Annotated in this window: 21 protein-coding genes and 1 pseudogene; 10 read left to right on the forward strand and 12 right to left on the reverse strand. The window is 40.7% G+C overall.

The window, feature by feature from the left end; all coding sequences use genetic code 11:
- The first annotated feature begins 170 nt into the window (after positions 1–170).
- The 7 genes from lepA (at position 171) to acpS (ending at position 6,646) form a co-directional block, all read left to right on the forward strand.
- Positions 171–1,967, forward strand: a complete 1,797-nt coding sequence (gene lepA / locus C6H66_RS11620; RefSeq protein WP_046396036.1) for a translation elongation factor 4 — start codon at positions 171–173, stop codon at positions 1,965–1,967.
- A 20-nt stretch (positions 1,968–1,987) separates the two neighbouring features.
- Positions 1,988–2,968, forward strand: a complete 981-nt coding sequence (gene lepB, locus C6H66_RS11625; RefSeq protein ID WP_036777802.1) for a signal peptidase I — start codon at positions 1,988–1,990, stop codon at positions 2,966–2,968.
- Between the two features lie 176 nt (positions 2,969–3,144).
- Positions 3,145–3,825 (forward strand): ribonuclease III, encoded by a 681-nt coding sequence (gene rnc, locus C6H66_RS11630; protein WP_036777800.1) that lies wholly within the window; start codon positions 3,145–3,147, stop codon positions 3,823–3,825.
- Positions 3,822–4,730 carry a GTPase Era gene (era, locus tag C6H66_RS11635; protein ID WP_046396034.1) on the forward strand — a complete coding sequence of 303 codons (909 nt, stop codon included), beginning with the start codon at positions 3,822–3,824 and terminating at the stop codon, positions 4,728–4,730. Before rnc ends, era begins: the two co-directional genes overlap by 4 nt.
- A gap of 9 nt (positions 4,731–4,739) precedes the next feature.
- Complete coding sequence (recO, locus tag C6H66_RS11640) at positions 4,740–5,465, forward strand: DNA repair protein RecO (RefSeq protein WP_105395672.1); 726 nt, start codon at positions 4,740–4,742, stop codon at positions 5,463–5,465.
- A 69-nt stretch (positions 5,466–5,534) separates the two neighbouring features.
- A complete protein-coding gene (gene pdxJ, locus C6H66_RS11645) occupies positions 5,535–6,266 on the forward strand; it encodes a pyridoxine 5'-phosphate synthase (protein WP_040149407.1) in 732 nt (243 codons plus the stop codon).
- Entirely contained in the window at positions 6,266–6,646 is a 381-nt protein-coding gene (acpS, locus tag C6H66_RS11650; protein ID WP_011147524.1) for a holo-ACP synthase, read from the forward strand. The genes pdxJ and acpS overlap by 1 nt, the downstream gene beginning before the upstream one ends.
- Before the next feature lie 2 nt (positions 6,647–6,648).
- Here the strand turns inward: acpS and C6H66_RS11655 are convergent, their stop codons facing one another.
- The 10 genes and pseudogenes from C6H66_RS11655 to C6H66_RS25935 all read right to left on the reverse strand — a co-directional run bounded on the left by C6H66_RS11655 (position 6,649) and on the right by C6H66_RS25935 (position 15,362).
- On the reverse strand, positions 6,649–6,909 hold the full coding sequence (locus C6H66_RS11655) for a YfhL family 4Fe-4S dicluster ferredoxin (RefSeq protein ID WP_046396032.1): 261 nt from the start codon (positions 6,907–6,909) through the stop codon (positions 6,649–6,651).
- A 315-nt stretch (positions 6,910–7,224) separates the two neighbouring features.
- Positions 7,225–7,947 carry a gp53-like domain-containing protein gene (locus tag C6H66_RS11660; protein ID WP_105395673.1) on the reverse strand — a complete coding sequence of 241 codons (723 nt, stop codon included), beginning with the start codon at positions 7,945–7,947 and terminating at the stop codon, positions 7,225–7,227.
- A gap of 509 nt (positions 7,948–8,456) precedes the next feature.
- On the reverse strand, positions 8,457–9,182 hold the full coding sequence (locus C6H66_RS26765) for a hypothetical protein (RefSeq protein WP_246593328.1): 726 nt from the start codon (positions 9,180–9,182) through the stop codon (positions 8,457–8,459).
- A 416-nt stretch (positions 9,183–9,598) separates the two neighbouring features.
- Positions 9,599–10,033 (reverse strand): tail fiber assembly protein, encoded by a 435-nt coding sequence (locus tag C6H66_RS11670; RefSeq protein WP_105395674.1) that lies wholly within the window; start codon positions 10,031–10,033, stop codon positions 9,599–9,601.
- Positions 10,034–10,087: 54 nt separating this feature from the next.
- Positions 10,088–10,916 (reverse strand): annotated as a pseudogene (locus tag C6H66_RS11675) (phage tail protein).
- A gap of 455 nt (positions 10,917–11,371) precedes the next feature.
- Entirely contained in the window at positions 11,372–12,265 is an 894-nt protein-coding gene (locus C6H66_RS26770; RefSeq protein WP_248000662.1) for a phage tail protein, read from the reverse strand.
- Between the two features lie 156 nt (positions 12,266–12,421).
- Entirely contained in the window at positions 12,422–13,141 is a 720-nt protein-coding gene (locus C6H66_RS11685; RefSeq protein ID WP_105395675.1) for a gp53-like domain-containing protein, read from the reverse strand.
- A 560-nt stretch (positions 13,142–13,701) separates the two neighbouring features.
- Positions 13,702–14,301: a tail fiber assembly protein gene (locus tag C6H66_RS11690; protein ID WP_105395676.1), complete on the reverse strand. Its 600-nt coding sequence runs from the start codon at positions 14,299–14,301 to the stop codon at positions 13,702–13,704.
- Positions 14,298–14,798, reverse strand: coding sequence for a phage tail protein (locus C6H66_RS11695; protein WP_046395853.1), 501 nt, complete (start codon positions 14,796–14,798; stop codon positions 14,298–14,300). The genes C6H66_RS11690 and C6H66_RS11695 overlap by 4 nt, the downstream gene beginning before the upstream one ends.
- Before the next feature lie 132 nt (positions 14,799–14,930).
- Complete coding sequence (locus C6H66_RS25935; protein ID WP_052739441.1) at positions 14,931–15,362, reverse strand: hypothetical protein; 432 nt, start codon at positions 15,360–15,362, stop codon at positions 14,931–14,933.
- Between the two features lie 339 nt (positions 15,363–15,701).
- On the opposite strand from C6H66_RS25935, the gene C6H66_RS25940 reads away from it, so the two are divergent.
- Both C6H66_RS25940 and tadA read left to right on the forward strand, forming a co-directional pair.
- Positions 15,702–15,869, forward strand: a complete 168-nt coding sequence (locus C6H66_RS25940) for a hypothetical protein (protein WP_160297009.1) — start codon at positions 15,702–15,704, stop codon at positions 15,867–15,869.
- 204 nt (positions 15,870–16,073) lie between these two features.
- Positions 16,074–16,583: a tRNA adenosine(34) deaminase TadA gene (gene tadA, locus C6H66_RS11705; RefSeq protein ID WP_046395852.1), complete on the forward strand. Its 510-nt coding sequence runs from the start codon at positions 16,074–16,076 to the stop codon at positions 16,581–16,583.
- Between the two features lie 11 nt (positions 16,584–16,594).
- On the opposite strand, the gene C6H66_RS11710 is transcribed toward tadA, so the two are convergent.
- Positions 16,595–18,901, reverse strand: coding sequence for an Orn/Lys/Arg family decarboxylase (locus C6H66_RS11710; protein WP_105395678.1), 2,307 nt, complete (start codon positions 18,899–18,901; stop codon positions 16,595–16,597).
- Between the two features lie 131 nt (positions 18,902–19,032).
- Positions 19,033–20,448 carry a membrane-bound lytic murein transglycosylase MltF gene (gene mltF / locus C6H66_RS11715; protein ID WP_105395679.1) on the reverse strand — a complete coding sequence of 472 codons (1,416 nt, stop codon included), beginning with the start codon at positions 20,446–20,448 and terminating at the stop codon, positions 19,033–19,035.
- Between the two features lie 266 nt (positions 20,449–20,714).
- Here mltF and purL point away from each other — a divergent pair, with 266 nt between their 5' ends.
- The gene (gene purL, locus C6H66_RS11720; protein WP_105395680.1) at positions 20,715–24,602 is read left to right on the forward strand and encodes a phosphoribosylformylglycinamidine synthase; all 3,888 of its coding nucleotides are present in this window, start codon (positions 20,715–20,717) and stop codon (positions 24,600–24,602) included.
- The last annotated feature ends 179 nt before the right edge of the window (positions 24,603–24,781 follow it).

Below are 24,781 nucleotides of genomic sequence, written 5' to 3' on the forward strand. Positions count from 1 at the left end.
CGTTTAAAACTCATACTCTAAAGCCGCAGGCATGACTAGGTTTTCGTGGATTTGGCATGTAGAATACAGCCTTTCAGGCCGGTGGCCGACCTAATAAACCGTCGCTTTATGTCCCTCGTGTGTCCATTAGGCGAATGACTCAGAAATATCAAGGCAGAAAAATATTTATAATGAAGCAAATACGAAATTTCTCCATTATTGCTCACATTGACCACGGTAAGTCGACGTTATCTGACCGTATTATTCAAATTTGTGGCGGCTTAACAGATCGTGAGATGGCAGAACAAGTGCTGGATTCAATGGATCTTGAGCGTGAGCGTGGTATCACCATTAAGGCCCAAAGTGTTACCTTGGATTACAAGGCGAATGATGGGCAAATCTATCAATTAAACTTTATCGATACGCCGGGGCATGTTGATTTCTCATATGAAGTTTCCCGCTCACTAGCTGCCTGCGAAGGGGCGTTGCTGGTGGTTGACGCGGGACAGGGAGTGGAAGCCCAGACGCTGGCTAACTGTTATACCGCGTTGGATATGGATCTAGAAGTTGTTCCTGTTCTGAACAAAATCGATTTGCCGGCGGCAGAGCCTGAGCGTGTAGCGGAAGAGATCGAAGATATCGTCGGTATTGATGCTACTGATGCAGTGCGTTGTTCAGCCAAAACGGGTGTCGGCGTACAAGATGTCATTGAGCGCTTGGTTAAAGAGATTCCCGCGCCGGAAGGCGATCCTGATGCGCCATTACAGGCTCTTATCATTGACTCATGGTTTGATAATTACCTTGGTGTTGTCTCCTTGGTGCGGATTAAAAACGGCACTTTACGTAAGGGTGATAAAATCAAGGTGATGAGTACCGGTCAGGTGTATAACGCCGATCGTCTAGGCATTTTCACCCCTAAGCGTGTTGATCGTGATGTATTAGATTGTGGCGAAGTGGGCTGGTTAGTTTGTGCAATTAAAGACATTCTTGGCGCGCCTGTCGGGGATACCTTGACATTGGCCCGTCAACCTGCGGAAAAACCACTTCCGGGCTTTAAAAAAGTGAAGCCGCAAGTTTATGCAGGGCTGTTCCCTGTTAGTTCTGATGACTATGAAGCGTTCCGTGATGCACTAGGTAAATTGAGTCTGAATGACGCTTCACTATTTTATGAGCCAGAAAGTTCTTCTGCATTGGGTTTTGGTTTCCGCTGCGGTTTCCTTGGTCTGTTGCATATGGAGATTATTCAAGAACGCCTGGAACGTGAATATGATCTCGACCTTATTACCACGGCCCCAACGGTTGTGTATGAAGTGGAGACAACTAGCCGTGATATTGTCTATGTGGATAGCCCCTCTAAACTACCACCGTTGAATAATATTGAAGAGCTGCGTGAACCAATTGCTGAGTGCCATATGTTGTTGCCTCAGGAGTACTTGGGGAATGTCATTACCTTATGTGTTGAGAAACGCGGGGTGCAAACCAACATGGTTTACCACGGTAAACAGGTTGCACTGACTTACGAAATACCGATGGCAGAAGTGGTTTTGGACTTCTTCGATCGATTGAAATCTACCTCTCGCGGTTATGCTTCACTGGATTATAATTTCACTCGTTTCCAGTCATCTGATATGGTTCGTGTGGATGTATTGATTAACGGTGAACGAGTTGATGCATTGGCGTTGATTACTCACCGTGGTAATGCGCAGTACCGTGGCCGGGAGCTGGTGGAGAAGATGAAAGAACTTATTCCTCGTCAGCAGTTCGATATCGCAATTCAGGCTGCGATTGGTAATCATATTATTGCTCGCTCAACAGTGAAGCAATTGCGTAAAAACGTCTTGGCGAAGTGTTATGGTGGTGACGTCAGCCGTAAGAAAAAGCTATTGCAGAAACAGAAAGAGGGTAAGAAGCGTATGAAACAAGTGGGTAACGTTGAGTTACCACAGGAAGCTTTCTTAGCCATTCTTCATGTTGGTAAAGACAATTAATAAGCTTGTAAGGAGTCTAAATGGCTAACACTTTTGCCCTGATCCTAACGTTGGCAACGTTAGTCACCGGCATTATTTGGTGTATTGATCGTTTCAAATGGGCACCAGCGCGCAAGAAAAAACTTGCCAGATTGCAAGAGTTGACTGAAGGTACAATGGATCAGGAGCATCTGGCTGAGACTATTAACAAGCCAACATGGGTAGATACTTGTTCATCTATTTTTCCTGTGTTAGCCGTGGTTCTGATCCTGCGCTCTTTTGTTTATGAGCCTTTTCAGATTCCATCGGGTTCCATGATGCCAACTTTATTGATTGGTGATTTCATTCTGGTGGAAAAATATTCATACGGACTGAAAGATCCTATCACTCAAACAACATTGATTAAGACCGGCGAACCAAAGCGTGGTGATGTTGCCGTATTTAAATACCCGTTGGACCCCAGTTTTGACTACATCAAACGGGTGATTGGTTTACCGGGCGATAAAATTATTTATGATCCGGCAAAGAAAGAGCTGCGTATTTTTTCTAATTGCAGCAAAACAGGGAATTGTCAGGAAGAATTACCGGTTTCTTACGGTTCACTATTCCCAAGTGAGTGGACAATGCAGCAGTATGGTGTCGATTCCAAGGGTGAAAGTCTGAAGAAGGTAGGTGTTTTCCAAATCCCCGTTGAAGAAACGTTGCCGCCTTACAGTATGCGGCAGGGTGAACGGATTGAAAATTTGGGCGCGGCAACTCACCATATTTTGGAGATTCCAGGTGTATTATCGGTGCCTAATTTCCGTCAACCTGGCTTGCCAGAGGGAATGTGGATTGTGCCCGAAGGCCACTATTTTATGATGGGTGATAACCGTGATAATAGCGCTGATAGCCGTGTATGGGGTTTTGTCCCTGAGAAGAATCTAGTTGGTCGAGCTTCCGCCATCTGGATGAGTTTTGAAAAACAGGAAGGGGAATGGCCTACCGGAGTTCGCTTCAGCCGTATTGGTGGAATTAATTAATATTTTTATATTAGCGAAGCATTAATTTTACTCACAGTGTAGAATGTCCTTTCAAACTTAATGACTGGCTCCTATAAGGGGCCAGTGCAAACGCAACAGTTTTGTCAGGGGTTTCTGTAACAGGTCTGTTGCGTGTGCGTTTTTATTTGACGAATTCTGACCGATATTGGTAGCACATGAATCCCATCGTAATTAACAGATTGCAGCGTAAGCTGGGGTACACTTTTGAGCAGCATGATCTGCTGATACAAGCGTTAACTCATCGTAGTGCCAGCAGTAAACATAATGAGCGGCTGGAATTTCTTGGTGACTCAATCCTGAGTTTTGTTATTGCCAATGCGTTGTATCATCGTTTTCCTCGTGTTGATGAGGGGGATATGAGCCGCATGCGCGCCACATTGGTGCGTGGTAATACACTGGCTGAATTAGCAAGGGAATTTGAATTAGGTGAATGCCTTCGTTTAGGGCCGGGGGAACTGAAAAGCGGCGGTTACCGTCGTGAATCAATACTGGCTGATACCGTCGAAGCATTGATTGGTGCGATTTTCCTTGATAGTGATATTCAGACTATTGAAAGAATTATCCTGAGATGGTACGAAACCCGCTTGAATGAAATCAGTCCTGGCGACAAACAGAAAGATCCGAAAACCCGTTTACAGGAATATTTGCAGGGGCATCATCTGCCTCTGCCGTCATATCTGGTTGTTATGGTTCGTGGTGAAGCTCACGACCAAGAATTTACTATTCACTGTCAAGTGAGTGGTATCGAACTGCCAGTTAAAGGAACAGGCTCTAGCCGTCGCAAAGCGGAACAGGCAGCGGCTGAGCAAGCATTAAAACAACTGGAGCTTGAATGAGCGAACAAGAAACCTATTGCGGATTTGTTGCAATAGTTGGACGGCCTAATGTGGGGAAATCCACGTTGCTGAATCAGCTTTTAGGTCAAAAAGTATCTATTACTTCTCGTAAGCCGCAAACGACCCGTCACCGTATTATGGGTATCCATACTGAAGGGGCTTATCAGACTATTTATGTGGATACGCCGGGATTACATATTGAAGAAAAACGGGCGATTAACCGGCTGATGAACCGGGCGGCCAGCAGTTCTATCGGTGATGTGGAGTTGGTTATTTTTGTTGTCGAAGGGACTCATTGGACCCCGGATGACGAAATGGTACTGAACAAACTGCGTAATCTGCGTTGTCCGGTTTTACTGGCTATCAATAAAGTGGATAACGTGACGGATAAAACCAGTTTGTTGCCACATATTGGTTTTCTCAGTAAACAGATGAGTTTTCTTGATGTTGTCCCCATGAGCGCTGAAAAAGGCATGAATGTTGATACGATTGCCAAAATTGTGCGCGGATATATACCGAAAGCGACTCACCATTTCCCGGAAGATTATATTACTGACCGTTCTCAGCGGTTTATGGCTTCTGAAATCATCCGAGAAAAGCTTATGCGTTTTCTTGGTGATGAATTGCCATATTCTGTCACGGTTGAAATTGAGCAGTTCGTGGCGAATGAGCGTGGTGGTTACAATATCCACGGCTTAATTTTGGTTGAGCGTGAAGGCCAGAAGAAAATGGTTATTGGTAATAAAGGCAGTAAAATCAAGACCATTGGTATTGAGGCCCGTCAGGATATGGAAAGGCTGTTTGATGTAAAAATCCACTTAGAACTGTGGGTTAAAGTTAAAGCGGGTTGGGCTGATGATGAGCGAGCGTTACGTAGCTTGGGTTACGTCGATGATTTGAAATAAGGCATCCCTGTGGACGGTTGGCAACGTGTTTTTGTTCTTCATGGGCGTCCTTACAGTGAAACGAGTCTGTTACTGGATCTATTCACTGAAAATGAAGGGCGAATTAGCGTGTTGGCAAAAGGTGCGCGTAGCCGTCGTTCCAATTTAAAAGGCTGCTTGCAGCCCTTTACCCCATTGCTGGTTCGTTGGAGTGGGCGGGGGGCAATTAAAACGCTGCGCGATGCAGATCCTATCTCCCTGGCCCTTCCTCTTACCGGCAGTGTGTTGTACAGCGGTTTATATATCAATGAATTGTTGTCAAGAGTGCTTGAACAGGGAACGGCTTATCCCGCCTTGTTCTTTGATTATCTCCAATGCTTGCAAGTTCTTGCCGCCAGTGAATATACACCGGAATATGCATTACGTCGGTTTGAACTAGCGTTGCTGGCAAATCTTGGTTATGGCGTTGATTATCTTCATTGTGCGGGCAGTGGTGAACCTGTAGCTGACACGATGACCTACCGTTATAGAGAAGAAAAAGGATTTATCGCTAGTTTGGTTGTTGATCATTACAGTTTTACCGGACGCGAATTAAAATCACTGGCGACTCGTGAATTCCCTGATTCTGCGACATTAAAGGCAGCAAAGCGTTTCACACGTATTGCATTAAAACCTTATCTGGGTGGCAAACCTTTAAAAAGTCGTGAATTATTTCGGCAGTTTGTACATCAGAAGCCAGAAAAGAAAGAAAATTAATGAATTTGTTTCTCTTCAAGATGGAAAGTGTAAACTTGTCATATTCTAATATGACTACAGGAGATAAATATGGCTGAAGTATTATTAGGCGTTAATATCGATCATATTGCGACGGTGCGCAATGCCCGCGGTACCAATTATCCTGATCCGGTTCAAGCGGCTTTTGTTGCGGAACAAGCGGGAGCCGATGGTATTACCATTCATTTGCGTGAAGATCGCCGTCATATTACCGATCGGGATGTAGAATTGTTGAAGAAAACCATCCAGACTCGGATGAACCTTGAAATGGCCGTGACAGATGAAATGGTGGATATTGCCTGTCGTATTAAACCTGAATTTTGCTGTTTGGTGCCTGAAAAGCGGCAGGAAGTGACAACAGAAGGGGGCTTAGATGTTATTGGTCAGAAAGATAAGGTTGCTGCGGCGGTTAAGCGTCTATCTGATGCGGGTATTCTTGTCTCGTTATTTATTGATGCGGAACATCGACAAATTGATGCGGCTAGTGAAGTTGGCGCACCTTTCATTGAAATTCATACTGGTGCTTATGCCGATGCGGAAAATGAAGTAGAACAGGAAAAAGAGTTTCATCGTATTAAAGAAGCGGCGACTTATGCAGCGAGTAAAGGTCTAACGGTGAATGCGGGTCATGGGCTGACATATCATAATGTACAACGTATTGCTGCTCTGCCAGAAATTTATGAGTTGAATATTGGTCATGCCATTATTGGACGTGCGGTATTCAGTGGTTTGACCGCTGCTGTGGCAGATATGAAAACCCAAATGCGGAAAGCTCGCCGTTAATGGCTATTATTGGGTTAGGTACAGATATTGTTGAAATTGCCCGTATTGAAGGGGTTGTCGAGCGCTCAGGCGAGCGCTTGGCAAAACGCATTCTCAGTGAATTAGAATGGGAACAATATCAGCAACATGAAAAACCGGTTCGTTTTTTGGCTAAACGCTTTGCGGTAAAAGAAGCCGCAGCAAAGGCATTAGGAACGGGTATCCGTAATGGGCTGGCATTTAACCAGTTTGAAGTGGTCAATGATGCACTGGGAAAACCGATTTTGCGACTCTATGGTGCGGCCGCAGCGTTGGCTCAGCAATTGGGGGCGACCTCCTTGCATGTGACATTGGCTGATGAGCGTCGCTATGCCTGTGCGACCGTTATTCTTGAGCGTTGATTTCAGATTTTATCTGCATGATGAAGTAACACAAATTTATCCCACAGTTGTTCTTCTGTTTCTTGTCGGTCTGGATCGGTAATAATAGTATTATTTATCGGACAGACTGAGTGACAGGTTGGAGTATCATAATGACCGATGCATTCGGTGCAACGCTCAGAATCGATTTCATAGATTTCATCTCCCATTGATATTGCTTGATTGGGACATTCGGGTTCACACATATCACAATTGATACAGCTTTTTTTGATTAATAACGACATTTCAATAAATTAACTTTTTCTTCACTTTATATTTAGTGTGTTATCGCCGGTTCTTATTCCATTCTATTACACACTGGTTGCATTGCTACATAGTATAAATTACATGGAAAAACGAAGTCTAGCACGATATAAGTCTAGTACTACATAATAGCATCTTTTGTTTTTCACATCGGCGGTGATAGCCACTCTGTTACATTCGATGCAATGAGTCTCAGGTTGTTTTATTCATAAAATAATTGAGGCCGGGTTCTGTCTTAATGCCGGCCTTTTATTAATTAATTACGATAATGGGTTAATCGGTCATGCTTTATAAAATTAATACCCTATTGCTCTAAAAAATGCTATAACATCAGCATCTAAACCGGTAGGACTTCTAAAACATCGAAACTGGCTCTGATTTTCTATCATTACTGAGAATATCCCGGCTGCTTCAGGAGTATGGCCAGAATGAGTTAATGTGATATTTAAACATTTATTCGGGAATGGTATTGGAAAATAATTTAAATACCCGGCGTTAGTAGATAAACTACCGTTAACTAGTGCAATTCCCCACATTTCAATTAAACCTGAAGGTAATTTTTGCCAGCCAGCCTGAGCTAAGTTTGCGGTGAAAAACGACATATCTGGAATCTGATGAACCCCAATTCCTATTTCCCGTTTTGCCGCTTCATTTAAACCTAAGTTTTTCACAAACGCATTTTTATTGGGAATATCTGCGCCGTTTTGTGCTTTTTCTAATGCGGAGTCGGAAATTTTAGTTATAATTTTTTGTTCTAATGCTCTATTTAATTGAGTAGTGAGTTTTGCGGTATCACCATCATCCAAAACATCACTGCCAGATTCTGTCGCGATAAAATCAGCTACGACAGAGGATATAGTTGATGACTGACGTAATGCTTTATTTAACACATGAAGGGAAATTCTATCGTTTTCTGGAAACCCAGTTTTTAAACTTTGCTCTCCTTCATATACTGCTTGGCTCACTACATTAGCGTTATTTTCAATAGAAAACGCTTTAAAATCATTTTTGGGATTCATATATATTTTCCTGAAGTTCAATGGTGAGTTTTATAGATAATATCTTAAATTATTGTAGAGGTAATTTATCAACGCTCATAGTATAGAGATGAGAAGAAATAATTAAATATCTTTATATCTTATGATGTTAATTATTTTTCGTATATTTTAAGTAATAAATAATTTAATATATTTCAATTGAAAACATATCGAAATGATTAATTTTATCTTATGGAAACCATTTTAAATAATTTCTATATTGAAAGGTTTGTTATGGAAATTAAATTTCTATGATGGATAATGTAACTAATGTTGCATGAGTTAACAAATATTGACGGAGAATGAATTGTATGATGATAGAATATTTATCATTGTAGCATCAGCAATAATAAAATAATTAAGACCGGGTTCTGTTTGAATTCCGGTCTTTTTGTTAATTACGATAATGGAGCAATTGGCCAGTTAATTTCTGGGGTTTTATCAAAATAATTATAAAATGTGAGATAGATAACAACTATTAGCGTTGAAAGTTAGTTATTAGATATCCCTACTACAAATATGCGTACAGGCGGAAAGGTTGTATCACGAGACTGCCAGTGTGATATTATTACTAGGTTTTCTTTATTGATTTTTAATATTTCAGCTCCTTCACCATAGTTACCTCCACTGATATATCCTCCCATGCTGGAAAGTATAGCATGAGGTTCATAAGAGTATGCAATTGGGTATGTGATAGTGAATGTTCCCTCGTTACCTAAACTGGGAGCCTTTGCATATACAGATTGGAATAAGATATATTTTCTCTCTGATCCGATGAAAAATGGAATTTTAAAAGTCATGAAATTACCCCCTTGTGTAAACAGAGGAGTACCTGCTAATAATAAGTCCAATAAACCGAGATTTTTTACAAACTCATTTTTATTAGGAATATCTGCCCCATTTTTTGCTTTTTCCAATGCGAAATCGGGAATTTTAGTTATAATTTTTTGTTCTAACGCTTTATTTAATTGTGCAGTTAGTTTGGCTATATTACCATCATCCAAAACATCACTGCCAGATTCTGTCGCGATAAAATCAGCTACGACAGAGGATATAGTTGACGACTGACGTAATGCTTTATTTAATACATGACGGGAAATTCTATCATTTTCTGTAAACCCAGTTTTTAAACTTTGCTCTCCTTCATATATTGCTTGGCTCACTACATTAGCGTTATTATCAATAGAAAACGCTTTAAAATCATTTTTGGGATTCATATATATTTTCCTGAAGTTCAATGGTGAGTTTTATAGATAATATCTTAAGTTATTGTAGAGGTAATTTATCAATATTTATAGTATAGAGATGATAAGAAATAATTAAATATCTTTATATCTTATGAGGTTAATTATTTTTCGTATATTTTAGGTAATAAATAATTCAATATGTTTTAATTGAAAATATATCGAAATGATTAATTTCCTCTTATGGAAGCCATTTTAAGTAATTTTCAGATTGAAAGGTTCATTCTGGAAATTAAATTTCGATGATGGGTAATGTAACTAATGTCGCATGAGTTAATAAATATTGACGGAGAATGGGTTGTATGATGACAGAATATTTATCATTGTAGCATCAGCAATAATAAAATAATTAAGACCGGGTTCTGTTTGAATCCCGGTCTTTTTGTTAATTACGATAATGGCTTAATTGGCCAGTCAATTTCTGGTGCGTTTGAAGTGTCAACCCGGTTAAGCATCACTCGGTATTTTTTCCATTCTTTGAGTAATAGCATCTCTTCGTCTGTTGCTATATCAAGTTCTTTTGCATCAAAAAGTGGAGTTATTTTTTCATTTGCAAGAGATATAAATTGTGTTTTTTGGCTTTCCGCTATAAATATCAATTCCTCTTTTGTTGGTGGTGGGATATCTTCCCAGCAAGGAAGACCATCTTCACCACAGGAAAGTATTTTTCCTATGGGTGGGATTCCTGAAAATTCATTGAATATATTATCAGTTACAGGTAAAGGGTCATTTGGCCATGAGCCAGCTTCAATATAATTCTGTTGTAATAATAGTGGATAAAATGCTCTATTTAATGCACTGAATACATAGTTTTTATCGTTCATAATTCTCTGCCAAATTTAATTAAATAATCATCATAATGAATTAATTGTTTTTAATTAATATCCTATTGCCCTAAAATAGGTATAAACATCAAGTGCATAAGGGGTAGAACTTCTATAACATTTGAACTGACTTTGATTTAATACGGATGCCCCGAATATTCCTGCTGATCCGGGGTCCCAATCATTGTGAGTTAACGTGATGCTAAAACATTTATTTGGGAATGGTATTGGAAAGTTATTAATATATCCGCCATTAGGATTTCCACCGAGAGAAACTATTGCTATTCCCCACATTTCAATTAAACCTGAGGGTAATTTTTGCCAACCATTCTGAACCAAGTTTGAGGTGAAAAATGACATATCTGGAATTTGATTAACTCCGGTTCCCACTTCCCGTTTTGCCGCTTCATTTAAACCTAAGTTTTTCACAAACGCATTTTTATTTGGAATATCCGCGCCGTTTTGCGTTTTTTCTAGTCTTTTATTGGCGTTATCATTTACATCGAAAACAAGCTTCTGAGTTGCAGCCAGTGTATTGCTATTGCCAACCACATTTGTAAGCTGAATAATACCTTTCTGTGTTAATGAGGCGTCGGGAATTTTTGTTGTAATTTTTTTTTTCTAACGCTTTATTTAATTGTGTAGTGAGTTTGGCTATATTACCATCATCTAAGACATCACTGCCAGATTCTGTCGCAATAAAATCAGCGACAACAGAGGCTATTGTGGACGACTGGCGTAATGTTTTATTTAATATATGAGAGGTAATATTTTCTGGAGGAAATCCAGTTTGTAAATTCGGACTTTTTTCGTATATTTCTTGACTGGCTACATTAGCATTATTGCTAGTAGAAAACGCTTTAAAATCATTCTTAGGACTCATACATATATTCCTTAAGTAAATAATATTCTTTTATAATTAACATATTGAGTTATAGTACAGGTAATTTATCGAGATTGATTTCAATTATAGTCTACGCCAAAAATAGGATAATAAGATTACATTATTAATCAATCGATTGATTGTTTGTATGTGGCTGACGGTAATAAATCGTTTAACGTCTTGTAATAGAAAGCATATTCAAAGTTTTTTATTTTACATTTGTAAATTATTTTATCTTGTCTATTTTGTCAATTTTCAAACGGTTTTAACAAGTTTTATTAAAATAGATGGTGTCAGAATAGTGGTTACGAAAATAGTATTGTTTTGTCTGTTGATTGAATTATTATATTTTTTTGTTTGTTCGATAAATATAGATAAATATTTATATCAAATAGAGGAATAAATTTTTTGCTAAAAAATAAAATGGGAAAAGGGCTGCTATGCAGCCCATAATTTTAATCAGCAATATAAATTTCTGTAATATCAGGACAATCCTCTTGGTTTACTATAGATAACCTCAGCCCTGCATCTGACGAATGCACAACGAGCCATCCTTTTGAACCATACCCTGTACCAACCAAAATATTATCGATCGGAGGCATTTGTAAAGGTAAAAATATACCTTGGCTAACAGTACGTAAATATATACATCGTCCTCGTATATCCTGACTCAGTGATATGCTACTTCCTTTGTCTCCACCGGCTCCTATTTTCCGCCACCACTGATTAGGGCCTTTCTTTTGATATCGCTCGTCAACTTCCGCACGTGAAAACGCCCCCACATCTCCGGCTACCAGATTGATGTCTTCAGTTAGCGCTTTGCCGTTAATTCTCCTGCTATTCGGTACAGCGTTTTTCGCCAAATTGACGGTTTCCAACAAATCGAGATTTTTCACAAACTCGTTTTTATTGGGAATATCTGCCCCATTTTGGTTTTTGGCTAATTTATTGTTAGCATTATCATTTACATCAGAAACAAGCTTCTGAGTTGCAGCGAGTGAATTACTATTACCAACCACATCGGTAAGCTGAACAATACCTTTCTGAGTTAATGAGGCATCGGGAACCTTTGGTGCCATTTTCTGTTCCAGAGCATTATTTAATTGAGCGTTGAGTTTCTCTATATTTCCGTCATCCAGAACATCATTGCCAGATTGTGTCGCGATAAAATTAGCAACTACAGAGGATATTGTGGATGATTGACGTAATGCTTTATTTAATATATGGGTGGTAATACCATCGGGTTCAAACCCAGTCTTCAAATTTTGACTCTCTTCATATTTTTCTTGGCTTGCTACATTGGCGTTATGACTAATAGAGAAAGCCTTAAAATCATTTTTAGGATTCATAGTATACTCCTTAAATTAAGTGATAAACTTTATAGATAATATATTGAATTATTGTAAAAGTGATTCCTTATTTAATGCGTTAAATGCATGGTTCTTATTGTTCATGATTTTTTGCCATGCTAATTAAGTGAACATGGCAAGTTGATTTTTATTAAATTAAAATCCTATCGCCCTAAAATACGCGCCAACAGGCGTAGGATGATTAGTAGGGCTTCTATAACATCGGAATTGACTCCGATCTACTACGTGTACTGAACATATTCCAGAATCTTGAGGATTATAACCACCGTTAGCTAACACAATATTTAAACATGCGTTCGGAAATGGTATTGGGAAATTATTTAAATACCCGGCCTCCATAGAACCATAGCCGTGAACTAGTACAAACCCCCACATTTCAATTAAACCCGAAGGTAATTTCTGCCAGCCGGTAGAACTTAGGTTTGCGTTGAAAAACGACATATCTGGAACTTGATTAACGCCAGTTCCTATTTCCCGTTTTGCAGCTTCATGTAAACCTAAGTTTTTCATAAATGCATTTTTATTAGGAATATCTGCGCCATTTTTTGCTTTCTCTAAGGCGGAGCTGGAAATTTTAGTGATAATTTTTTGTTCTAACGCTCTATTTAATTGTGTGATGAGTTTAACAATATCTCCATCATCCAGAACATCATCGCCAGATTGTGTCGCGATAAAATCAGCCACGGCTGAGGCTATTGTTGATGATTGACGTAATGCTTTATTTAACACATGAGTAGTAATATCTTCTGGTGGAAACCCGGTTTGTAAATTCTGACTTTTTTCATATTCTTGTTGACTCACTATGTTGGCATTATTATTAATAGAAAAAGCTTTAAAATCATTCTTGGGACTCATATACACTTTCCTTAAATAAAATAATGTTCTGTTATAATTAGCATGTTGAGTTATAGTATAGGTAATTTTTTGAGATTGATTTCAATTATAGTCTACTCCAAAAAGAGGATAATAAGATTATATTATAACTTAAGCGATTGATTATTTATGTATGACTGATGACAATAAATTGTTTAACATATTGTAATCGAAAGGATATTCAAGATGTTTATGTTTTATATCTGAAAATTATTTTATCTTATTTCTTCCGGCAATTTTAATAATGGTTTTCACAAGTTTTATTAAAATACAGGGTGTAAAAATAGCAGCTACGAAAGTATTATTATTTTATCTATTGGTTAGGTTATTATATTTTTTTTATGTTTTTTCCATAGATATAGATGTTATCTCCTGAAAAATAAAATAAAAAAAGGGCTGCCATGCAGCCCATAATTCTAATTATAAATCATATTTGACCGGATTGAGACGCCAAAAGCATAGGAAATCAGCCGGTCAAAATAGTCATTATTATCACTGAAAAAAGATCGGGGATAGAATAATGTCTAGTCTTGATAATTGTATTATTCTGGTATTTGTGGCCACTCAATATCTGAAACCATTGAGGTATCAATACGGCTCAGTAATACCACATACTTCTTCCAGGCAAGTAATAATGCTTTCTCTGCGTCTGAGGCCATCTCAGTCTCAATAGCATATTGTAATAAAATGATGGCTTCATTTGCCTGCTGGCGAAGAATAACACGTTGTTGTTCTACCTGTTTAATCTGATTGGCTTTTTGAGCTTCAATATCTGTTACCCATTTTTCGCCATCCCACTTATCAAAATCGGTGCTTGGTTGTTTGAATGTCAGCGTTTCTGGTAATTCACCCGGTTCAATGATTTCCTTCTGTTCCCCAGTTTGGATGTTGTAAGCTATTTTCCCTCGATAATCTGGTACCATTTGCCAGCCGGTTAAATCAGGTGAACGACAAGCGATATATCCCTCTTGGGTTTTAGGTGGTGCGTCTGTGCAGGAGTTAGCAGGAAGGCCGATACCAACGGGAAGGTACTCATCAGAACTGTTTAAATATTCCAGCGTAATCGCATCGTAATTAAATACAACGATACTTCCGGCACTGATGGCAATATTATTTTTATCCAGTACAGCTTTATTCATCATGCAATCCTCACAATGTAATTAAATGCCACGTTTCGTGGACGTGTTTCTATTCCCGTTGAAGCGGCAATCACATTATCCATGTAACCGTAACCACCAGATCCCATACCGATAGCGATACCTAGTCCGCGCGGATCAATGCCGTAGTTAACGTTTTGGTAGACACTATTGAGAATACGGCCTGCCGCACCCACCCCATCGGTTCCACCATTTGAGTGGGACCACATCCGAACAACTCTGTGACTATGTGGAGCAATATCTGCCAGTTGCCAGGATAATAGATATCGGCCAAGATCCACCCCACGCCCATCATCCCAGCCCCGGATAAATTCACCACGTAAATCAGGTAATCTACCAGTAGGATAAGCTTGCGCTAATTTTGGATATAAAGTTTGATCAAAGATTGCTCCATTGCATTTCACCCACCCATTTGGTGGTATGTCAGCCGGCCAGGGAAGTGGTATTCCTACCGGGATTTCGTCAAGTACCAACGTGCTCATTATGCTGCCCTCATCGTATAGTTAAACGCTAGGTTATGTGGCTTTGATGCCCTTATATAGGTAACTTGCCACTAAGACAAACTTCCGCTAATTTTAGATATAAAGTTTTATCGAAGATCGTTCCATTACATTTCACCCACCATTTGGTGGTATGTCAGTCGGCCAAAGAGGTGATACACCTACCGGAATTAACTTTTCCAATAAGTTTCGGTTTTTCACAAGTACATTTTTATTAGGAATATCTGCAATATTTTTTAATTTTTCCAATGCGTAATTGGAAATTTTAGTTATGATTTTTTGTTCTAACTCTCTATTTAATTGAGTGTTGAGTTTAGTGATATCGCCATTATCGAGAACACGATCACCAGATTGTGTCGTGATGAAATTAGCCACAACAGAGACTATTGTTGACGATCGACGTAATACCTTATTTAATAAATGAGTGGGGACATTATCTGGTAGAAACTCAGAATACAAACTCAGGATTTTTTCGTATTTTTCTTGATTTACTACATTAGCATTATTGCTAGTAGAAAAATTCTTAAAATCATTTTTGAGACTCATATACTTTCCTCAAATTAGGTTATGTATTTATAGACCATACCTTGAGTTGTTGTAAAGATAGTGTCCGTTAATTTATAATTTAAGATGTTAATTATTTATATGTAATTGGTAGTAATAAATAGTCAATATTTTTAATCGAAAATATACCTAAGGTATTAATGTTTTGTTTCTACTAACTATCTTTGATGGTTTATATATGGAAAGATTTATATTGGAGGTTGAGATAAAAGGTGTGGCAGGAAAAATAAAAAAATTTATATGTATAATTTTTATCTCTGATTCTTATGATTTCGCTTTAATTATATTTTTCATGGCTGTTATAGTTGCTTGAGGGTTTTTATGACAGATGGTGGTGGGTGGGCACTTCCAATGGCTGCATTATCCAACGGAACATTGAATAGTTTTAACGCTTGGGTAGCTGGTAAAGCTTTCGATTATCTTGGAAATGAAATCAAATTATCTGCTGATGCCTATGTAGTTGGACAATATCTTGCAATCGGATTTTAATTGATTTAAAGGAAATATAAAAATGTCATAAGATAGAATTGCATTATATATTTAGTTGTTAATTTTCTGGGTGTTTTATCAGCAATAAATATATAAAATAATCTCGGGTGTATATTCCCAATGGATTAATAAGAAAATATATCTGGAAAACAAGTAAAACAAATCGTTATAATTGTCCCTGATGTAATCAAATGGGATACCGTAGTGACTGAAATATATAGTGATGAATATTGGATGCAGCAGGCCATTGAACGGGCAATAAAGGCGTGGGAGCAGGGGGAAATACCTGTTGGTGCTATATTGGTTGCTGATAATAAAATCATCTCGGAAGGTTGGAATCAGTCTATTATCGCGCATGATCCTACCGCTCATGCCGAAATTATTGCGTTACGCAAAGGGGGAGAACAGTTACACAATTATCGTTTGATAAATACCACCTTATACGTCACGCTTGAGCCTTGCACTATGTGCGCTGGTGCCATGATACATAGCCGAATACAGCGGCTGGTTTATGGCGCCAGTGATATGAAAACTGGCGCCGTAGGTTCTTTGGTTGATATATTGCGCTATCCTGGCATGAATCATCAAATTGATATTACCAGCGGCGTACTTGCTGAGGAATGTTCGACGATGTTGAGTGCTTTTTTCAAACAACGTCGGCAACAACATAAAGCATTAAAAGCCGCCAGAAAACAGCAGGAAGACAATCAATAGGCATTCTTGATTCACTCTTTTAGTACCCAGATATGGTACTCGCCGTTTATCATCTCTGCGCCTTCCAGGATTTTTTCAAAGCCTGGGAACTTGTTATTCCATTCACCGATCTGGCGAATATATTGTAACCGGGGGGCATGTTGATCACCAAAACGTTCTCCCGGTAGGATGATTGGTATACCTGGTGGATAAGGAATGACACTAACAGCCGATATGCGCCCTGCCAGTTCATTAAGTGGTAGATGTTCAGTACGGCCTCCCATATGATCAAGGTGTGCTTGTCGGGGGAGTTTCACTATCTCAGGTAATTGGCTAAATGATTTCTTTTGCTCAATATCTATTTCATATTCTTTTATATACCCAAATATTTTATCCGAAATATCTTTGAGTCCCATATTTTCGTAATATTCAGGGTATTGCTTCGCGAGTTTTGGTAAGCATTGTTTAAGTGAAGTATTAGCGTCATAATGTTTCTTGAAATTTAATAATACATTAATCAATGTTCCCCATTTACCTTTGGTGACGCCGATAGAAAACAGGCAAAGAACAATAAAATCGGTGGTACGTGCCGGCACAATATCATGCTGACTGAGATAAGCGGAAAGAATTTCGGCTGGAATGCCATTTTCCAGCAATTCATCATTGTCATTCATGCCTGGGCATAAAATACCAACTTTTGTTGGATCTAGCAGACACCATTCTTCTGATAGATTGGTAAATCCATGCCATTTGTCTCCCTCTTTTAATACCCAACAGGAAGGGTCCGTTGCCAATTGTTCTCTGTTTGCTTCATGGAAGGGAATTAATTTACCGCTATCTGCGCTGATAATCTCTCTGGCATTCCAAGGTAAGAAGAACCAATCATCTTTTTGTTTAAATTGATGATGGATTTTTGCTAATGTCAGACGGAAGTCTACGGCTTCATTAATAGCGTTTTGTATCAATCTTTGCCCCTGTGGACCATCCATCATGGCCGCTGCAATTTCATTAGTGGCGATAAGAGAATATAGCGGTGAAGTTGTGGAGTGCATCATATAAGACTCGTTGAAACGGGAATGTTCAACGGGTTTTTTACCATTGCGGATATGGATATACGATGATTGTGATAGCGCCGCCAACATCTTATGCGTGGATTGAGTGGCAAAGATTGTCGGGCCATTATTGCCAAAATCCTTTGGGTCATCACGCATTGAGTAACGATGTTTATACATAGGATTAAAACGAGCATAAGCAAACCAAGCTTCATCAAAGTGAATTTGATCAACACTTTTTGCGAGTAAATCTTGTGCTTGTTCCGCGTGATAACATATTCCATCGTAAGTACAGTTGGTGATGACCGCATAAACAGGCTTATTGTCTACTGAGCACTCTTTTAGTGGGTGTTTATTAATGAGTTGTTGGATATATTCTGGTTGAAATTGATCTTTAGGAATCGGACCGATAATGCCATAGCGGTTGCGTTGAGGAATGAGATATACGGGCAAAGCTCCGGTCATGATTAAACCTTGTCCAATAGATTTATGGCAATTGCGATCGCATATAACAATCTCTTTCTCACCAATAATGGCGCCCATGATAATACGGTTAGAACCCGAAGTGCCATTAAGAACGCAATAACTTTGGTGGGCGCCAAAAATAGTTGCGGCATATTCTTCTGACTCTTTGATAGCACCGGTATGATCTAGCAGTGAACCAAGTATTTTTCTTTCTATGCCAATATCGCTCCTGAATAGATTTTCCCCAAAGAAATTAATTAATTCTCTTCCTGCCGCCGTCTTAGTCAGTGCGACACCGCCTTGATGTCCAGGAGCAGTCCAGGAATATTCTGGTGATTCTTGGGTGTATTGCAGTAATGCACGAGTAAAAGGCGGTAATAATTGAGCGTGATATTTCTTAATTAGCGAACCGGCGCGAGAAGCGATAAATCCAGCCGTATCTTCAAGCATCCAGACGAATTCATCTGCCAATCCCATGACTTCAAGTGTCAGCGTGTCGATGCTGGAATATTCCGCGGTCAACAATACCGGAATGGTTGTATTGTGTTTGCGTATTTCTTTCAGTAATTCTAAGACTTGTTTATGAGATTCGTAGTTATTATCTCCTGAAGTCCAATCAACAAAAATACAGCATAGTGAAGAATCAGAAGAAACTGTGGCTATGCCATCTTGGAATGTAGCAGCCAGGATAACAGCGAAATTGTTCTTTTTTAATGCTTCGATTAACTCTGTAAAAGCACGACCATTCGCAGTCGTCGGACTAAATACATGGCTGCTGACAACCATAATTTTGTTTTGTTCGTTAATATCTAAATTAATCATGATTTATCCTTTAGGAGAGATAGTGTCTTGACGAATTTAGTATGGTTAGTTGGATTAGTTGTCAAACATAATATAACTGAGGATATATAATGGCTGTAATTGACTCCTTAGGGCCTTATATTTGTTTACTTTTATTTTGGTTGGTTTTCTTGGGAAATTAATTTTTTCCGATTTTCTTTGGCCTGTAAATATCCGACTAAACTAAGCTGATAACGGCGAATATTTTCAATATAGCGATATGCCTCATGTCCACGGGCATAACCATAGGCGGTATTTGTATAATATTTTTTCTGACTTAATAGCGGGAGCCGTTTTTTGACATCAAGCCAGCTATCAGGATTTCCTTTTTGTGATGCCGTCAGTTTACGGGCATCTAACATATGTCCATAACCCATATTGTAAGCAGTCAGTGCAAACCAGATACGCTCATCTTTAGGAATATTTTCAGGTAATCGTTTCATTAGATTTTGCAGATAGATTGCGCCGCCCTTAATACTCTCCTCTGGATCAAGGCGATCAACGACGCCTAACCCTTTAGCGGTCTGGCTAGTTAACATCATCAGGCCACGTACACCCGTGGGTGAGGTTGCCAGTGGGTCCCAATGTGACTCTTGCCAGGCAATGGCAGCGAGTAATTGCCAACTGATATCACCGGAATATTTTTCAAATAGTGGCCGATAGATGGGCAGAATATTATCAATGGCACTGAGAAAAGAGAGTGTATCGAAATAGTCAAATGAGTGGACGTGACCAAAATATTTCTCCTCCAATCGGGGCATGACATTTTTTTCCGTTAGCTGGCTGAAAAAATCCAGCATGGCAGCGTAAAGGCTGTAGTCGTCAATGCGTTTTAAATACCATGTCAGCGGGTTATCTTCACTCACATCAAAAGCGACGGCCAGATTAGGGTGAGTACGTTGCTGCAACGCGACATTAATCGAGTCACCTAACGTATAATCCAGTTTACCTTCTGATACCTGTTCCAATAGTTCGCGAGTGTTATATTGTTGTGTTTCCTCCCATTCAAGCTCAGGGAAATCATCTGTTTTTAGCTTTTTCAATGTGCTGGCATGAGCAGAACCGGAAGCGACCAGCAGTTTACCTTTTAAGTCTTTAAAAGAGCGAGGGCGTGGAGTTCCTTTGCGATAAATCAGTTGTTGGGATACAGAGTAGTAAGCCGGACCTGCGCGGGTTTGAGCCAGCCTTTCTTGATGATAGGTCAAGCCGGCGGCCAGAAAATCAGCGTCGCCATTTTCCAGGTCGTCGAATAACTGATTGATATTTTTTCTGAATTTGATTTCCAATTTGACGCCAAGATAATCAGCAAAGCGTTGTGCCAGTTCGTAATCGAATCCATTTGGTTCTTTCTTACTGGTAAGGTGGATCAGAGGTGAGCTAATGGTGCTGATCCGTAGCTCTCCTCTGGTCATGATCCTGTTAATCTGCTCCTGCTGTTTATTCGGCCAACTGATGTTCAGACTGATGATGGCGGCAGAAAAAAGAGCGATAACAATGATAACGAAATAATTTATTTTCATATTATTCAATATGTTATCTCGGTGTAACGCGGTGTGGTGCTATGCGGAAACGCGCTATTTTATTATGGTTAAATTTCCAGTGACTGAGCATTTTGCGGAACAAAAACCGGCTGTGCAACCTAATTGATACTATTTGCATGACTTGGACAAAGGATAATTGGCGGTAATAATCGTCACGCAAACGGTTTCGTCATGGATGACAATCCTCTATAATGCACTCATTTCCCCTTAGGCATCTATTAAGCTTTGCTTCTAAGATGAGAGAATTGATTACTATGAAAATTCTACGTGGTTCACCTGCTTTATCTGCATTTCGTATCACTAAACTCCTTTCTGTGTGTCAAGAACAGCAACTTCCGGTCAATGATATTTATGCGGAATATGTTCATTTTGCAGAGATTAATGCACCTTTGAGTGACGTTGATTCAGCAAAGTTACAACAGTTACTGAAATATGGACCTTCGCTGGCTGAACATGAACCCCAAGGTACGTTACTGTTAGTGACGCCTCGTCCGGGAACGATTTCACCGTGGTCTTCCAAAGCAACCGATATTGCTCATAATTGTGGTCTGTCCCAGGTCGTGCGTCTGGAGCGTGGCTTGGCTTATTACATCCAAAGTGGCGAAATGAGTGATGCACAGTGGCAAATATTGTCATCATTGCTGCATGATCGGATGATGGAAACGGTCTTTACTCAATTAGAACAGGCGGAAAAATTGTTTTCTCGTCAACAACCTGTTCCGTTAAAACGCATTGATATTCTGCAAGCAGGACGCGGCGCGTTGGAGCAAGCCAATACGGAGCTTGGATTGGCGTTGGCTTCGGATGAAATTGATTATCTGATGGAGGCTTTCCAGAAATTAGGGCGCAATCCAACAGATGTTGAACTTTATATGTTTGCTCAGGCTAACTCTGAACATTGCCGCCATAAAATCTTTAATGCTGACTGGATTATTGATGGTCAGGAGCAGTCAAAATCATTGTTCAAAATGATTAAAAACACCTATGAGCAGACACCCGATTATGTCCTGTCAGCCTATAAAGATAACGCGGCTGTGATGGAGGGATCTTCTGTCGGCCGTTTCTTTGCCAGAGCAGAAAACGGTTCATATGATTACCATCAGGAGCAGGCCCATATTCTGATGAAAGTGGAAACGCATAATCACCCGACTGCGATTTCTCCTTGGCCGGGCGCATCGACAGGTTCTGGCGGCGAAATCCGCGACGAAGGGGCGACGGGCCGTGGCGCCAAGCCAAAAGCGGGTCTGGTGGGATTCTCGGTATCTAATCTGCGGATACCGGGTTTTGAACAGCCGTGGGAAGAGGATTTCGGTAAACCGGAGCGTATCGTTAGTGCTTTGGATATCATGATGGAAGGCCCTTTAGGGGGGGCGGCATTTAATAATGAATTTGGTCGCCCGGCGTTGTTGGGTTATTTCCGTACTTATGAAGAAAAAGTCAACAGTCATAACGGCAGCGAATTACGTGGTTATCACAAACCCATCATGCTGGCAGGTGGGATCGGTAATATCCGAGATGAACATGTCAAAAAGGGTGAAATCTCTGTTGGCGCAAAATTGATTGTGCTCGGTGGCCCGTCCATGAACATTGGCTTGGGTGGCGGGGCCGCATCTTCTATGGCGTCAGGGCAATCCGATGCTGATCTGGATTTTGCTTCGGTTCAACGGGATAACCCGGAAATGGAACGCCGTTGTCAGGAGGTGATCGATCGCTGTTGGCAGTTAGGTGAAAACAACCCGATCCTGTTTATTCATGATGTGGGGGCTGGAGGGCTTTCCAATGCGATGCCTGAACTGGTCAGTGATGGTGGTCGCGGTGGACGGTTTGAGTTGCGCAAAATTCTTAATGATGAGCCGGGGATGAGTCCTCTGGAAGTCTGGTGTAACGAATCACAAGAGCGTTACGTACTGGCGGTTGCGCCGGAACAACTTCCGCAGTTTGAAGAGATTTGTCGGCGTGAGCGTGCGCCTTATGCCGTTATCGGCGAGGCAACAGAAGAACGTCATTTACTGCTTAATGATGAACACTTTGATAACCAGCCAATCGATATGCCTCTGGATGTACTGCTAGGTAAAACGCCAAAAATGTTGCGTAATGTCAGTACATTAAAAGCCGGAGGCGAAAGCCTTGAACGCCGGGATATCGATCTGACAGAAGCCGTTAAGCGCATTATGCATTTACCTGCGGTGGCAGAGAAAACCTTCCTGATAACGATAGGCGATCGCTCTGTCACTGGCATGGTTTCCCGTGATCAAATGGTGGGTCCGTGGCAGATCCCGGTTGCGGACTGCGCTGTCACCACCGCCAGCCTTGATAGTTACTATGGCGAAGCGATGTCTATGGGGGAACGTGCGCCGGTCGCTTTGTTGGATTTTGCTGCTTCTGCCCGTATGGCTGTCGGTGAAGCTTTGACCAATATCGCTTCTGCTTATGTTCAGGATTTAAAGCGCATTAAACTTTCAGCGAACTGGATGTCCGCTGCGGGTCATCCTGGCGAGGATGCCGGTTTGTATGCGGCGGTTAAAGCAGTGGGCGAGGAGTTATGCCCTGCGCTAGGGCTGACTATTCCGGTGGGTAAAGATTCCATGTCGATGAAAACCCGCTGGCATGAACAAGGTGAAGAGCGTGAGATGACGGCGCCTTTGTCGCTGGTGATTACCGCTTTTGCCAGAGTGGAAGATGTACGTCGTACAGTAACGCCGGAGCTTTCCACCGATGAAGATAATGCATTGTTACTAATCGATCTGGGGCAAGGAAAGAACACACTGGGCGGTACCGCATTAGCACAAGTTTACCGTCAACTGGGTAATAAAACCGCAGATGTACGTAGTGCTGAACAATTGGCTGGTTTCTTCAATGCGATTCAGCAACTGATTTCGGAACAAAAATTACTGGCCTATCATGATCGCTCTGATGGTGGTTTACTGGTCACGTTGGCTGAAATGGCTTTTGCCGGGCATTGTGGCATTGAAGCTGATATCAGTGTGTTTGATGAAGATATTCTGGCTGCGCTCTTTACAGAAGAGTTGGGTGCTGTAGTTCAGATTCGAGCATCGGATAGAGGATTTGTTGAAAGCGTTTTGGCAGAACAGGGTCTGGCCGATTGCGTACATTATCTGGGGAAAGCCAAAGCAGGTGATGATTTTGTTATCTTTAGTGGCAACACTGAAGTGTATCGCCAGAATCGCAGTACCTTGCGCTTATGGTGGGCAGAAACCACATGGCAAATGCAGCGTCTGCGTGATAACCCGGAGTGTGCAGATCAGGAACATCAGGCGAAACAGGATAATCAGGACCCAGGACTGAATGTAAAACTGACTTTTGATGTTTCAGAAGATATTGCAGCGCCTTACATTTTGCAGCAGGTAAGGCCGAAGGTGGCTGTACTGCGTGAACAGGGCGTTAACTCCCATGTTGAAATGGCTGCGGTGTTCCACCGAGCAGGTTTTGAGGCGATTGATGTTCATATGAGTGATTTGTTGTCTGGACGTATTGGATTGAGCCAATTCCAGACACTGGTTGCCTGTGGCGGCTTCTCATATGGTGACGTGTTGGGGGCAGGTGAAGGTTGGGCGAAATCAATTCTGTTCAATGAGTTTGTTCGTGATGAATTTGCCGCTTTCTTTGCACGGCCTGATACGTTGTCGTTGGGTGTTTGTAATGGTTGCCAGATGATGTCTAACTTGCGGGAGTTAATCCCAGGCGCTGAACATTGGCCGCGTTTTGTACGTAACCGTTCAGAGCGCTTTGAAGCACGATTCAGTTTAGTGGAAGTGGCTGACAGCCCGTCACTATTCTTGCAAGATATGGTAGGTTCTCGTATGCCGATTGCGGTTTCTCATGGGGAAGGGCAAGTGGAATTCCGTGATAGACAGCATCTTGAGATGCTTGAAAGCAACCGGTTAGTGGCTTTGCGTTATGTGAATAACTATGGTCAGGTTACGGAAAACTATCCGGCTAACCCAAATGGTTCAGTGAATGGTATTACCGCAGTTACCAGCCTTGATGGTCGGGCAACTGTGATGATGCCGCATCCAGAAAGGGTATCCCGCACGGTAAATAACTCCTGGCATCCGAATGAGTGGAGCGAAGATGGCCCGTGGATGCGACTTTTCCGTAATGCTCGTAAGCAGTTAGGATAAGTACCGCGGTGTAAGTAAATTGTGTCAGCCGGTTTTTTCCGGCTGATAGTGTTCATTGGCTTCATTGTGATTCTTTGTTTCGTAACTGACGTGAGATCGCAATTGAAGCCATTTATCTATTTATTTCAATTCATTTTGAAACGGTATTTGATTAGTCAAAAAATATTCATTAAATGGAA

Source organism: Photorhabdus hindustanensis (genome assembly GCF_002968995.1).
In the GTDB taxonomy this organism is placed as follows: domain Bacteria; phylum Pseudomonadota; class Gammaproteobacteria; order Enterobacterales; family Enterobacteriaceae; genus Photorhabdus; species Photorhabdus akhurstii.